The sequence below is a fragment of the Oerskovia enterophila genome, assembly GCF_001692445.1.
Taxonomy (GTDB): Bacteria; Actinomycetota; Actinomycetes; order Actinomycetales; family Cellulomonadaceae; genus Oerskovia; species Oerskovia enterophila.
In genome coordinates this window covers 54594-66053 of record NZ_MAQA01000024.1, presented here as the reverse complement: position 1 = coordinate 66053, position 11460 = coordinate 54594, and the positions used below count along the sequence as shown (strand labels likewise).

The window sequence follows — 11460 nt, the reverse complement described above, 5'->3', positions numbered from 1 at the left end:
GCCCCCACACCACCCCCCGCTCCGAGGTTCGCCACGGACGCAGATACCAGGAGTCATCGTCATGCCCATCACCCGCACCGGCTGGGAGCAGCGCATTCGAGAGTTCGCCGACGAGCACGGCATCGAGCTCAGGCGCAGCAAGGCCCAGCGCCTCGCGCTCAAGATCCACAAGCGGGCCGAGAGCATGCAGCACGTCGACCCTGACGACCTGCTCCGAGCGGTCCTGAACTACAGGGACCCCACGGGCGACACCGCGGTAAGGAACGTCCTCGCTGCCGCCTGACCCCGCACAGCACTGAAGGCCCCCGCCATGCCCGGCAGGGGCCTTCGTCATGCCTACAGAGAGAAGGAATCTCGTGACCGACCTTACTCCGTTCGACTTCGACGGCCAGGCCGTCCGAGTCGTCACGATCGACGGCGAGCCCTGGTTCGTCCTCGCCGACCTCGCCCGGGTGCTCGACATCGCGGCCCCCGGGCGACTGGCCGCCCGCCTCGACGAGGGTGTGCGCCAGACGCACACCCTTCCGACGCCCGGTGGGCCGCAGAACCTCGCCGTCGTCTCCGAGGCCGGCATGTACGAGGTCGTGATCCGGTCAGACAAGCCGGACGCCGTCCGCTTCCGCCGCTGGATCACCTCCGACGTCCTGCCCGCGATCCGCAAGACCGGGGCCTACGGCACGCCCGCCCTCAACGGCCCGGAGCTCCTGGCGCACGCGGTGATCGAGGCACACGCGCTCATCGCCGCGAACGAGGCGAAGATCCTTGCGCTCACCCCGCGTGCCGAGGCGTTCGACGCGTTCCTCTCCACGTCGGGCGACCTCAGCGTGAACGAGGCCGCGAAGATCCTGAGCCGCGACAACGGCATCCTCACGGGCGAGAAGCGCCTGCGGGCCTGGATGCAGGCCAACGGCTGGATCTACCGCAACGAGGCCGACGAGCCCCGCGCGTACCAGCGCCGCGTCGACCAGGGCGCGCTCGCAGAGCGCGCGCGCTGGCACCACCACCCCGAGACCGGCGAGCGCGTCATCGACACCCCGCAGGTCCGAGTCACGGCCAAGGGCGTCGAGGCACTCGCCAAGTCGCTCACCAAGGTCGTCGACCGGGGCGAGCTCGACGTTACGGGCGGTGACGCGGCGTGATCCCGAAGACCGAGTCCGCAACGGTACTCGCCCTTCGCGTCAACGACGCGGCTGCCGCGTGCGGCGTCGGCCGCGACGAGCTCTACGCGGCCCACAAGCGGGGCGACCTTGTCTTCCGCTACCCCACCTCGCGCCCTGTCATCCAGGTCGCCGAGCTCGAGCGTTGGCTGAAGTCGCGCCCCACCGAGCCGCCGAAGAAGAACGGAGCCACCCGATGAACCCCCTGAACCTCTTCCGTCGCCGCCGTCCCGCCTCCCTCCCGGTGCAGGCGCTTGAGGCCCTGTCCTCCCCCGCTCTCCCCCGCCGGATCCCGGCCCTGTTCTTCGGCGCGGGCTCGACGGCGACCACCGAGGACGAGGCGCTGGTCATCGCCTCGGGCGCTCTCCGTCAGCACGGGCCCCGCGAGGCAGTCGCTGTTCTCGAAGGCTTCGTGTCCCGCGAGCTCGCCGGGATCCCGGAGCGGGAGCAGGTCATCCAGGACCCGTCGCTCCCCTACGACGACGTGGAGATGGAGGCGTTCGCGCCGGGATCGCTCGCAGACCAGGCCGAGGCATGGCTCGCGGACGGTGCGCGATGACCGCCGCCACGGACCGATTCCGACCGCTCCTCGCGACGCTCCCGCCCGGCCTGGCCGACCAGATCGAGCGTGCCGCGGCCGAGTGCGTCGCGACCGCACCGGAGGGCGAGGTTGTCTACGCCGCCTGCTGGTGCGACGACGACGCCCACACCTTCGCGGACTACTTCCAGTGGCGGCAGAGCATCGAGCGCGCACGCCGAGACCGCGACGAGTCCGCCCACCCCGCCCACCTCATCCGCCGCATCACCGTCACGGAGGCAGTCGCATGACCGTGCCCACCACTCCCGTTCGCCCTGGCCAGGTCTGGGCCGACAACGACAAGCGCTCTGCCGGACGTCGCGTGACCGTCGTGAGTGTCGGGCAGACCCACGCGCTCGTCGAGACGTCGCTGCTTCGCCGGACCTCGATCCGCCTGGACCGCTTCCGACCGACGTCGACCGGGTACCGGCTCGTGAAGGACGTGGCCCCATGATGCGCGACCGCTCGCTCTACATGGGCCAGGAGCGGCACGACGCCGAGATTGCTCGCCGTCAGCTGCCGTCCGATCCGAACATGCGAATCGTCTTCGCCGCGATCGACGTCTGCGGCTGGATCTGGGAGGGCGAGGACCTGCGCCAGTGGCCCGAGGCCGACGAGGCGAAGTTCCTCGCCGACTGGCAGGCCCTGCGCGATGCCGTCGCCGCGATCACGACGGAGATGCCGTGAGCGCCGCCTGGGCCGACGTCGTCGGCACCGCGGTCTGCCTCGTCCTCCTCTTCGCCTCGGCGTGGTGGGCAGGACGCATCGACGCGCGGCGCAAGAGGGAGGGGCGGAAGTGATCGAGATCGGCATCCACTACGACGTCCCCGAGCTCGAGTACCACGCGCTCCCGGGACTGTCCTCGACGGGCGTGAAGGCCATGCTCGACAGCCCGGCGCGCTACCAGCACTCGCGCAGGCACCGGGTCGAGAAGACCGCCTTCGACCTGGGGCACGCCGTGCACGGCATGGTGCTCGGCACTGGGCTCGACCTCGTGCGGATCGACGCCGAGGAGTGGCGCACGAACGCCGTCAAGGAGGAGGTCGCGGCCATCCGGGCCGCGGGCGGGGTCCCGCTCAAGCCCTCGCAGTACGACACCGCGACAGCCATGGCCGAGAAGGTGAAGGCCCACCCGGACGCCGGGCGCCTGTTCGCTGGCGGCCGCACCGAGGTGTCGGTCCTGTGGGACGACGTCGAGTCCGGCGTCCGCTGCCGCGGGCGCCTCGACTACCTGCACGAGGCCGCGGGCGTCGTCGTCGACCTCAAGACCGCGCGCTCCGCGGACCCTCGCGAGTTCGCCCGGACTGCGGCGAACCTCGGCTACGACGTCCAGGCCGCGCACTACCTCGACGGCCTCACCCAGGCAGGCGGCACCGCCACTCGCTTCCTACACGTCCTCGTCGAGACCGAGGCGCCGCACCTCGTATCGGTCGTAGAGCTCGACGTCGACTACCTCGCGATCGGGCGCGCCAAGACGCGCGCCGCGATCGACCTCTACGCCCGCTGCCTCGAGCGCGGCGAGTGGCCGGGTTACCCGACCGGCATCACTCGCATCGCACCGCCGCGCTGGCACTCTGCACCCGACCTCATCGAGGAGTACTCATCATGACCGACCTCGTTACGACCACCGCCGCCCTGCCGCTCGCCGAGCAGTGGCGCTTCGCCGAGACCGTCTCCGCCTCGTCGATCCTCCCGCGTCCCTACCGCGACGATCCGGGCGCCGTCCTGGTCGCCGTGAACCTGGGCGCCGCGATGGGCCTCGCGCCCGCCGAGTCGCTGTACCGGATCCACGTCATCGAGGGGAAGCCGTCGGCGTCCGCAGAGCTCATCGCGGCGAACGTCCGCAGGGCCGGCCACCGGCTGCGCGTCCAGGGCGACGATCAGAGCGCGCGCGCCGAGATCGTCCGCGCCGACGACCCCGACTTCGTCTACACCGCCACCTGGACGATCGAAAAGGCCCGCGCCGCCGGTCTGTCCACGAAGGATGTCTGGAAGAAATACGCGTCCGCGATGCTCAAGGCCCGTGCGATCACCGAGTGCGCGCGCACTGCCTGCCCCGAGGCTCTCTACGGCGTCACGTACACGGAGGAGGAGGCGCGCGAGGCGGCGCCCGCCGAGCCTGCACGCCGCGAGTCCGCGGCGGACGTCCTCGCGTCCGCTGTCGAGCCAATGCCCGACGCCGAGCCGACGATCACCCCGGACCAGCTCCGCACGCTCCACGCCTCCTTCGGTGAGTTCGGGATCGCCACGCGAGACGACGGCCTGGCCTACGCCTCGCAGGTCATCGGCCGCATCGTCGGTTCCACGAAGGAGCTCACGAAGTCCGAGGCGTCCGCGGTGATCGACAACCTCAAGCGCGACATCGCGAACCTGCCCGTCGCCGAGGTCGAGCCCGAGGCTGACGAGGTCGCGTCGTGAGCGCCCTACCGGATACCGGCGAAGTTCTCGCGGTGGTAGTTCGCGTGTGCCCAGTCGATGGCGTGGTGGCGTTGGGTGCGCAGCGGGCCTATGAGCGTGCGTCCCTCGGTGCGGTAGACGTTGCCGTTCTCGAGGTAGAGCGCGCCCTTGTCGAACAGGACGTGGTCATTCGGGCACAGGCACAGGACGTTGTCCGCGGTGTCGGGCCCGTTGTGGGCAGCACCCAGGGCGCGGATGTGCGCGCCTTCACTGTAGTTGCCGGCCGCAGTAGCAAGCACGATTCCGCACACCTGGCAGGTACCCCCATGCGTGTCCTTGACCCACTGGGTCACGGCGCTGTTGCGGACGATGCGCTGGACCGTACTGCTCCTGCGATTGGGAGCCGTGTTGCCGGCCGGCGGTGTGGTCTTCGTCCCGGGCGCCGAGGGCTGCCAGCGCTTGCTTCCGTCGGCCATCTCGAGGACGTACCGGTAGATAAGGGGGCCGTCATTCGACGGTTGGACCCAGTGGTTTCGCACGATGTACAGGCCGTCGTAGCGGTACCCGCTCGTCGGCGAGTGCGTCTTGTCTCCGCCGGCACCGCGGATGACACGAACCGGAAGGCCCGCCTGTTCCGAGCGGGCAAGACCGAGGTTGCCGCTCGTGAATGTCTGGTCGAAGTCCTGCCGCTGCGATCCGGGCAGGCGTCCGCCCTGGCCGGTGTAGACGATCCGGTAGCCGAAGTCCTGGTCGTCGGCGTATCCGCCCGAAACGACGATCGCGTCCGCGCCCTGCCGGTGGTCACCACTGATCCCCGCCCGAAGATGCCGGTGCAGTCCCGCTGCCTTCACCTTGTCGCGGCCGGTGTAGTCGGTGCCCTCCGGGTTGCCGGGGATCTCTCCGAACACGCTGGGCTCAGTCATGTGGCGCAGCGTAGCGGCCGGCAGGGACATGACCGCGCCGTCGTCCGTCCGGCGGTGGCCGCGTGATGTACCCCATGCCCTACTCCCCCGACTGCGCCGCAGGAAAGTACCGCGCGCGCTCGGGCGACGCCTGGAACTACACGACCGACGAGCCCACCGACTGCGCGTGCGGCTGCCACAAGGAGGACCAGTGACCAACCTGCGCGCCCAGACCATGACCCGACCAACAAACCCGCTCGCGTCCCGCGAGCCCGAGGACTGGCGCCTCGACGCGAGGTGCCGCGACTGGGACCACGAGCTGCAGGGCGACCCGTGGCACCCGAACTCGGACCTCCCAGGCGCCTACGACGACGCCCGCAAGATCTGCGCCGGCTGCCCCGTAGCGGCGCTCTGCCTCCAGGCTGCGTTCGAAACGGAGTCCCGCAGCGACGCCGCCATCCGGTACGGCATGTTCGGCGGCAAGACCCCGGCCGAGCGTGCGGCTGCGCTCCGCAAGCAACGGAGGGCCGCGGCATGAGGCGCGCACCGTCGATCGAGGACTACGCGCGAATGACGCAGCAGTCGCGCGAGGTCGCGTACCAGCTCCTCGTCTCCGAGCAGGAGACGTACCAGTCACGGCTCGACGTCCTGGCCGAACGTGCCCGCCGCGCACAGGTCACGGAAGACCCAGACGCCACACGCGCCGCGGCACGTCGCCTCAAGCCGATCTACGAGCGCCGCCACGGCGACACCCCAACCCTGCAGGCCGCACGTCGCGACGCCCTGCAGACCGAACCCGACGGCGCCGAGTCCCGGCGCCGAGAAGCGAGAGCAGCATGACCACCCCCTACTACTCAGATGACCGCGCCGCGCTCTATCGCGGCGACGCCCTCCAAGTGCTCGCGGCTCTGCCCAGCGGGAGCGTTGACGCCGTCGTGTCCGACCCGCCCTACTCGTCGGGCGGCATGGTGCGAGGGGACCGTATGCAGGGAACCCACGCAAAGTACGTTCAGTCCGACAGCAGCGCCCGTGACAACATCGCTGCGTTCTCCGGCGACAATCGCGACCAACGCGCCTACGCCTACTGGTCTGCGCTCTGGATGGGCGAGGCCCTCCGCACTACCAAGCCCGGCGGAATTATCCTCGCATTCACCGACTGGCGTCAGCTCCCGTCAACCGCTGACGCCATTCAGGCTGGCGGGTGGATCTGGCGGGGCATTGTCCCCTGGGTCAAGCCGAACGCCCGGCCTCAGTCCGGCCGCTTCACCGCCCAGGCCGAGTATGTCGCTTGGGGCAGCAACGGGCCCCTACCGGTCGACTACTCGGCCGCGGTACTCCCCGGTTTCTACCAAGCCTCGCCTCCGCGCGAGCGCGAGCACATCACGCAGAAGCCCGTCGACGTCATGCGATCCCTCGTCAAGATCTGCCCCGAGGACGGCACCGTCCTCGACCCGTTCATGGGCTCGGGAACCACAGGGGTCGCCGCGATGCTCGAGCGGCGTCGGTTCATCGGCGTCGAGATGGTCGACGATCACGCAGCGACCGCTGAGCGCCGGATCCGCGAGGCCCAGGGACAAGCTGTCCCACGGGGCGACCAGGACGTCCTCGACCTCGGGGCGACAGCATGACCACCCACACCTGCCGATGCGGGGCCACCTTCACCCCGGACCTCGCCGGCCGACTCCGCCACCAGATGCTCCACGGCCACCGCCCGACGACGCCCGCCGTCCGAGACATCTGGGCCGAGGCACTCAAGGCCGAGAAGGACGGTGCCGCGTGAGTGGCGGCCGCGAGTGGGCTATGACCCTCGACGTCGTGTGCCGCGTCGAGACCTGTGCCAATCGGGACACCGCCACTGTGGCAGGTCGAGGCGCTCTCGATGCCACCGACGGGGCCCGGAAGGTCCTCCGGTATCGCGGGTGGCGCCTCGATCGACGGGACGACCTCTGTCCTGACCACGCGGGTCCTATCCCGGTCTGCGAGCTCTGCGGAGAGCCCACGCCGAAGCCGTACGGATCGACTCACGGGCGGCACTACACCGGCGTCTACTTCGCCTGTCACCCCTGCGATCGGGTCGCACTCAAGCGCAGTGTTCTCGACCGCCAGTTCGAGCTCGCGAACCCCACCCCACCACCACCCGAGGAGGGCTGATGGCGCGCATCCCGGGTCAGTTCGTGCCGCTCGACGTGAACTACCCCCGTGACCGTGCGATCCGGCGCGCCGGGCCGGACGCCGAGTTGCTGTTCATCCGCGCTCTCGCGTTCGCGAAGGGATCCGGAACGGACGGCTTCATCGGCGACTTCGACCTCGACGCGGTCGCGGTCGGGCTCCGCGCGGTCCCCAAGAGCGTCGCTGCGCTCGTCCGAGTCGGCCTGTGGGAGACCGTCGAGGACGGGTGGCAGATCCGCTCGTTCGGGAAGTGGAACATGCTCTCCGGCGAGATCACCGAGGCGAAGGCAGCCCGCAAGACCGGCGGAATCTCGGGGAATCACGAGCGCTGGCACGTGAAGAAGGGCCGGTTCAGCGAGGACTGCCCGCTCTGCGTCGAGGATCGCACCACCGATCGCTCTATCGATCGCTCCAGCGACTCGCCCACCGATCCTTCACGAATCGCAGAGATAGACAAGAGACAGGAGACAGAGACAGGAGAGGGAGAGCGGTCGTCTCACCTCGGTCTTGTCCGGGATGAATCACCTTCATCATCAATCGTCGCTTCCGTAACGCGCGAGATGGCGACGGGCCGATGATGACCGAGATCGTCCACGACCAGGCCCGCGCACTCGCTGCGCTCGTCGCGACACTGCGCCCCGACTGGGACGTGGCCGGCGTCCGCAAAGCCCTCTACGACGCCCGCAAGAAGGGCACCGCCGAGCAGCTCTGCATCGCAGCGATCAAAGCCGCCGTCGAGCCCACGAACCGCACTCCCGCGGTCATCGGACACGACGGGGCCCACTGGTCCGCAGCCCGCCCCCTCGACGCCGCGCCGGCGAACTACGCGCGCTGCCCCAAGCCCGGGCACACGTCCTCCCCCGCCTGGCACTGCGGCGCCTGCAGGGCCGACGAGCTCGCAGCCGACGACCACACCCCCACCCCGGCACCCGCGCCGATCCCTGCCGCCTACACCGGCGGCGCCAACCTCGTCCGGCAAGCCGCCGGACTCCCGATCAAGGAGCACCCGTGACCATCGTCCAGTCCGTGTCGACCGAGTGGGTCGAGGACCTGCCCGTCGGCACCGCACTCCACTGCACCGCCGCCCACAACCGCACCGTCCTCGCGCTCAAGGTCGGCAACGCCCAGACCCACGGCCGCGATGTCTGGCAGACCACCGACGGCGCCACCGTCACCTCGTTCACCATCAGCATCGCCAACCCCGTGCGCCTCGAGGCGGCCGCCAACGCGGAGGAGGACGAGCCGTCCGACGAGGAGCTCGGTCGCATCCTGGACGCGGTCAAGACGCACCGCGCCGCCACGTTCGCGACCCCCGCGGACTTCGAGGAGCACCTGACCGTCGCCATGGAGGACGCAGGCCTCGCGTCGGTCCTGATCCGCGACGCCTACGACCGCCCGTGGATCGTCACCTGGGACGAGGACGGCGACGCGTTCGTCATCTCCTACCCCGAGGAGAGCGACGACGGCGCGATGCCCGCCGCCGCGACCTACCACGGTCGCCTCGGCCTCCCCACCTACCCCGTCCACATCGTCACCGAGGACGAGAGGGTCAGTCCTCCTCGCCAGGCACCTTCCGCGCGATCGTCTCGAGGGCTCGACGGCTGCCCTCAAGCGCTTCCTTGATCGACTTGAGGCGACCGTCGGGCGACGTGCTCGACTCTTGCCACGTGTGCTTGGTGTAGACCGCGCTCTTGAGGAGGTAGTCGTCCTGGTACCAGCGCCACCGTGATCGTCGGTACCGGATCCGTACCGTGACCTCGAACGGCAGGTCAGTCTCGTCCTGGTCCTTCTCGTCGACGTGGACCGAGTTCGAGAGCTCCTGACCGGGCGCCAGGACCGGGATCGGCTCGGCATACCGCTCAACGAGGTAAGGGCGGATCTTCTGACCGGCGGTCGGCGTGCCGAGTTCCGGATCGAAGGACACCGTGACATCGCGGGCGACGGACGCACCGGCGTTCCGGATCACGAACAAGAGGGCGAAGGTGCTGTACGGCGGGATGCGGTACTCGGCGACCATGACCGGTCGGGACCGATCGCGGCTGTCCCGCGCGGCATGCAGTAGCGCCCAGATCGCGACGAGGCCGGTGATCGCGGCGGAGAGCCCACCGACCGCCGCCCAGTACTCCGCGCCCCAGTCGATCGAGTTCCACCACTCTGTGAGCCAAGTCATGGCCGGAGCCTAGCGGTGACCACCGACGCGCTTAGCGACACCCGCGGCGCGCAAGATCAAGACAGCAAGTTGTAACAGCAGATCTGCGTAACAGTCCAGGCGCACATAACGCCAGACCGCTACATCTGTCACACGCAACACTTCGCACATCCTCGAAACTGTGAAGAGCTCGAACTTCCAACATCTCGAAGAGCCATATTGCTCTAAGGAGTCTTGCGACGGATCCGCAAAACCTCCTAGGCGCAATAACAAGTTCAACGATCCAGTGAAATAACCTGCGCGAACATCTTGCGAGCGCTTCGCAACTACGACTACGATCGAGCCATAACACAGCAGAGCGGGCCACGGCCCTACACCGTGACCCGCTCGACTGGCCAGACGCCCTACAGGACGTCTAGCAGCAGCACTACCAGCTGCACCAGAGCCGGGATCGCGCGTACACACAGGTCAAAGACCCGCAGCGCGATCTCGGCTCGACCCACTCTCGGGGGGTCAGCCGCCTTGCTTCGCCGAAGCCTGCGCATGCGCTCAGCCATGACGATCACCTCGTTCCGTAGTACGTGCCCTCGGAGCACGAGGGCCTCTCCCCGGTCGGGGAAAGTCATTGTGTTTCGCAGACCCGACCGGTTCACGAGGTGACAATGAAACCCTACTGTGTGCTGCACCTCGCCGTCCAGCGATGAATCTACTGTGACGGCGATCGACCCGCTGGGCGACCGAATGAGGCAGAACGAGACCGAACTGGACAGGACGAGACAGTACGAGGGCCTGTTGTTTCATCCACGATCTCAGGTGGTGTTTTCCCTAGGAAAAGCGGAGCTCCCGCGACGCCCCGGCCTCGTCGTGGGGCCGCCTTGAGCCCTCGTCCCCGACGCCGTACCGTAGTCCGCCCACCGGAAGGCGAGCCGGCATGGACTCACAGACCGCTCTGAACGCACGAACCGATCTCCTGTGGATCGTCGAACGTTGGCCCCGACTCCAAGCCCGACTGCACGGCGGTGGCGGCAACGCGCTGACCGGGATGCCGTCCGGATCGAACGAGGCGCCGCTCCCCATCGACGTCGCGGTCTCGGACCTCATGCGCGAGATCGAGGATCAGGCGAGGTTCTACGCCGCGGTCCTGCTCGACGAGGTCCCGCCCGAGCACGGCTGCGACGGACAATGCGTGGAGACCTGGCTCGCCGTGGCGTCTGAAGCCACCAAGGCCGGCCAGCCCACCCCGCCCGCACCAAGCTCGTGGGACTGCCCCGATCGGCGCGACCCCATCACGACGTCCGCCATGCCCGCCTTGCTCGCACAAGTCGCCGAGAGGTACGGCCACTTCACGCAGGACGAGCGCGAAGCCCTCGACTTCTGCGACGAGGCACACGACTTCCGCGAACGAGTCCGCACGACGCTTGAACGGCCCGCTCCCCCGACCTACGTCGGACCCTGCAGAGCCCGCGGGGCCGACGGCGCGGGGTGCTCGGGCGAGCTCTACCTGCGCGAGGGGCGCGACGGCGGGACCTGCCGAGAGTGCGGCACCGAGTTCACGCACGACGAGCAGCAGGCCTACGTCCGTGACGCGCTCGAGGACCGGCTCATGACGCCCGCCGAGATCGTGCGCGCACTCAAGATCGTCGGGCACGAGGTCAAGCCCGGCACCGTCTTCAAGTGGGTGCAGCGCGAGAAGCTCGAGGAAGTCGTCGACGGGCTGTACCGGCTCGCCGACGCGCTCGACCTCGCCGAGCGCCCCAGGCGCAAGCAGGTGGCGGCATGACGCTCACCGTCGGGACCTCTAGTCACCTTGCAGTCGACGTTCTGTCCACCTAACCTGTGTTTAGGTGGGTTTCGCCCATCAGCAGACAAGGCCCCGAGGTTCGCCACGGGGCCTTTCGCATGCCCGCACTCGCCCGCGGGCCCGACGACGCCACGGCAGGCGGCAAGTGCGCGAGCATACGCCTGGGCCTGTGCGGGCTGGGGCACGTCAGCCCGTCGTCGATGCGTACCCCAGACCGGTCATCAGCAGTAGTCCAGCGGCCGAAGGCTCCGTGACGTCGAGGGTTCGAGTCCCTGCACCGCGAGTGCGAAGCCGAAAGGCAGTGGCCC

At 69.1% G+C, this 11460-nt stretch carries 19 protein-coding genes; 17 read left to right on the top strand and 2 right to left on the bottom strand.

Going from position 1 to position 11460, the window contains the following annotated elements:
• Positions 1-61: 61 nt before the first annotated feature.
• The 9 genes from OERS_RS11275 to OERS_RS11235 all read left to right on the top strand — a co-directional run bounded on the left by OERS_RS11275 (position 62) and on the right by OERS_RS11235 (position 4152).
• Entirely contained in the window at positions 62-283 is a 222-nt protein-coding gene (locus OERS_RS11275) for a hypothetical protein (RefSeq protein WP_068625835.1), read from the top strand.
• 73 nt (positions 284-356) lie between these two features.
• Positions 357-1139: a phage antirepressor KilAC domain-containing protein gene (locus tag OERS_RS11270; RefSeq protein WP_068625834.1), complete on the top strand. Its 783-nt coding sequence runs from the start codon at positions 357-359 to the stop codon at positions 1137-1139.
• On the top strand, positions 1136-1357 hold the full coding sequence (locus OERS_RS11265; RefSeq protein WP_068625833.1) for a hypothetical protein: 222 nt from the start codon (positions 1136-1138) through the stop codon (positions 1355-1357). The genes OERS_RS11270 and OERS_RS11265 overlap by 4 nt, the downstream gene beginning before the upstream one ends.
• Entirely contained in the window at positions 1354-1716 is a 363-nt protein-coding gene (locus OERS_RS11260; protein ID WP_068625832.1) for a hypothetical protein, read from the top strand. The genes OERS_RS11265 and OERS_RS11260 overlap by 4 nt, the downstream gene beginning before the upstream one ends.
• Positions 1713-1985: a hypothetical protein gene (locus OERS_RS11255; protein ID WP_068625831.1), complete on the top strand. Its 273-nt coding sequence runs from the start codon at positions 1713-1715 to the stop codon at positions 1983-1985. Before OERS_RS11260 ends, OERS_RS11255 begins: the two co-directional genes overlap by 4 nt.
• Positions 1982-2188, top strand: a complete 207-nt coding sequence (locus OERS_RS11250; protein WP_068625830.1) for a hypothetical protein — start codon at positions 1982-1984, stop codon at positions 2186-2188. The genes OERS_RS11255 and OERS_RS11250 overlap by 4 nt, the downstream gene beginning before the upstream one ends.
• On the top strand, positions 2185-2421 hold the full coding sequence (locus tag OERS_RS11245) for a hypothetical protein (protein WP_068625829.1): 237 nt from the start codon (positions 2185-2187) through the stop codon (positions 2419-2421). Before OERS_RS11250 ends, OERS_RS11245 begins: the two co-directional genes overlap by 4 nt.
• A gap of 109 nt (positions 2422-2530) precedes the next feature.
• A complete protein-coding gene (locus tag OERS_RS11240) occupies positions 2531-3343 on the top strand; it encodes a PD-(D/E)XK nuclease-like domain-containing protein (RefSeq protein WP_169834216.1) in 813 nt (270 codons plus the stop codon).
• A complete protein-coding gene (locus tag OERS_RS11235; protein ID WP_068625827.1) occupies positions 3340-4152 on the top strand; it encodes a hypothetical protein in 813 nt (270 codons plus the stop codon). Before OERS_RS11240 ends, OERS_RS11235 begins: the two co-directional genes overlap by 4 nt.
• Before the next feature lie 5 nt (positions 4153-4157).
• Here the strand turns inward: OERS_RS11235 and OERS_RS11230 are convergent, their stop codons facing one another.
• Positions 4158-5054 carry a YDG/SRA domain-containing protein gene (locus tag OERS_RS11230; RefSeq protein WP_083201389.1) on the bottom strand — a complete coding sequence of 299 codons (897 nt, stop codon included), beginning with the start codon at positions 5052-5054 and terminating at the stop codon, positions 4158-4160.
• A 190-nt stretch (positions 5055-5244) separates the two neighbouring features.
• On the opposite strand from OERS_RS11230, the gene OERS_RS11225 reads away from it, so the two are divergent.
• The 7 genes from OERS_RS11225 to OERS_RS11200 all read left to right on the top strand — a co-directional run bounded on the left by OERS_RS11225 (position 5245) and on the right by OERS_RS11200 (position 8825).
• Complete coding sequence (locus OERS_RS11225; RefSeq protein ID WP_211268469.1) at positions 5245-5571, top strand: WhiB family transcriptional regulator; 327 nt, start codon at positions 5245-5247, stop codon at positions 5569-5571.
• Positions 5568-5873, top strand: a complete 306-nt coding sequence (locus OERS_RS11220) for a hypothetical protein (RefSeq protein WP_139107796.1) — start codon at positions 5568-5570, stop codon at positions 5871-5873. The genes OERS_RS11225 and OERS_RS11220 overlap by 4 nt, the downstream gene beginning before the upstream one ends.
• Positions 5870-6661 (top strand): DNA-methyltransferase, encoded by a 792-nt coding sequence (locus tag OERS_RS11215; RefSeq protein WP_068625825.1) that lies wholly within the window; start codon positions 5870-5872, stop codon positions 6659-6661. Before OERS_RS11220 ends, OERS_RS11215 begins: the two co-directional genes overlap by 4 nt.
• Positions 6658-6813, top strand: coding sequence for a hypothetical protein (locus tag OERS_RS21535; RefSeq protein ID WP_169834215.1), 156 nt, complete (start codon positions 6658-6660; stop codon positions 6811-6813). The genes OERS_RS11215 and OERS_RS21535 overlap by 4 nt, the downstream gene beginning before the upstream one ends.
• Before the next feature lie 370 nt (positions 6814-7183).
• Positions 7184-7780 (top strand): hypothetical protein, encoded by a 597-nt coding sequence (locus OERS_RS11210; RefSeq protein ID WP_068625824.1) that lies wholly within the window; start codon positions 7184-7186, stop codon positions 7778-7780.
• Positions 7777-8214, top strand: a complete 438-nt coding sequence (locus OERS_RS11205; RefSeq protein ID WP_068625823.1) for a hypothetical protein — start codon at positions 7777-7779, stop codon at positions 8212-8214. Before OERS_RS11210 ends, OERS_RS11205 begins: the two co-directional genes overlap by 4 nt.
• Positions 8211-8825, top strand: coding sequence for a hypothetical protein (locus OERS_RS11200; protein WP_068625822.1), 615 nt, complete (start codon positions 8211-8213; stop codon positions 8823-8825). The genes OERS_RS11205 and OERS_RS11200 overlap by 4 nt, the downstream gene beginning before the upstream one ends.
• Here the strand turns inward: OERS_RS11200 and OERS_RS11195 are convergent.
• Entirely contained in the window at positions 8752-9372 is a 621-nt protein-coding gene (locus OERS_RS11195) for a hypothetical protein (protein WP_068625821.1), read from the bottom strand. The genes OERS_RS11200 and OERS_RS11195 overlap by 74 nt on opposite strands.
• Before the next feature lie 910 nt (positions 9373-10282).
• Here OERS_RS11195 and OERS_RS11190 point away from each other — a divergent pair.
• Positions 10283-11131: a hypothetical protein gene (locus tag OERS_RS11190; protein ID WP_139107795.1), complete on the top strand. Its 849-nt coding sequence runs from the start codon at positions 10283-10285 to the stop codon at positions 11129-11131.
• Positions 11132-11460: the final 329 nt, after the last annotated feature.

What these genes read in the sequence shown, in the direction of transcription:
- OERS_RS11275 (WP_068625835.1), top strand. Translation starts at nt 62, where the DNA reads ATGCCCATCACCCGCACCGGCTGGGAGCAGCGCATTCGAGAGTTCGCC.
- OERS_RS11260 (WP_068625832.1), top strand. Translation starts at nt 1,354, where the DNA reads ATGAACCCCCTGAACCTCTTCCGTCGCCGCCGTCCCGCCTCCCTCCCG.
- OERS_RS11255 (WP_068625831.1), top strand. Translation starts at nt 1,713, where the DNA reads ATGACCGCCGCCACGGACCGATTCCGACCGCTCCTCGCGACGCTCCCG.
- OERS_RS11250 (WP_068625830.1), top strand. Translation starts at nt 1,982, where the DNA reads ATGACCGTGCCCACCACTCCCGTTCGCCCTGGCCAGGTCTGGGCCGAC.
- OERS_RS11245 (WP_068625829.1), top strand. Translation starts at nt 2,185, where the DNA reads ATGATGCGCGACCGCTCGCTCTACATGGGCCAGGAGCGGCACGACGCC.
- OERS_RS11235 (WP_068625827.1), top strand. Translation starts at nt 3,340, where the DNA reads ATGACCGACCTCGTTACGACCACCGCCGCCCTGCCGCTCGCCGAGCAG.
- OERS_RS11230 (WP_083201389.1), bottom strand. Translation starts at nt 5,054, where the DNA reads ATGACTGAGCCCAGCGTGTTCGGAGAGATCCCCGGCAACCCGGAGGGC.
- OERS_RS11220 (WP_139107796.1), top strand. Translation starts at nt 5,568, where the DNA reads ATGAGGCGCGCACCGTCGATCGAGGACTACGCGCGAATGACGCAGCAG.
- OERS_RS11215 (WP_068625825.1), top strand. Translation starts at nt 5,870, where the DNA reads ATGACCACCCCCTACTACTCAGATGACCGCGCCGCGCTCTATCGCGGC.
- OERS_RS21535 (WP_169834215.1), top strand. Translation starts at nt 6,658, where the DNA reads ATGACCACCCACACCTGCCGATGCGGGGCCACCTTCACCCCGGACCTC.
- OERS_RS11210 (WP_068625824.1), top strand. Translation starts at nt 7,184, where the DNA reads ATGGCGCGCATCCCGGGTCAGTTCGTGCCGCTCGACGTGAACTACCCC.
- OERS_RS11205 (WP_068625823.1), top strand. Translation starts at nt 7,777, where the DNA reads ATGATGACCGAGATCGTCCACGACCAGGCCCGCGCACTCGCTGCGCTC.
- OERS_RS11195 (WP_068625821.1), bottom strand. Translation starts at nt 9,372, where the DNA reads ATGACTTGGCTCACAGAGTGGTGGAACTCGATCGACTGGGGCGCGGAG.
- OERS_RS11190 (WP_139107795.1), top strand. Translation starts at nt 10,283, where the DNA reads ATGGACTCACAGACCGCTCTGAACGCACGAACCGATCTCCTGTGGATC.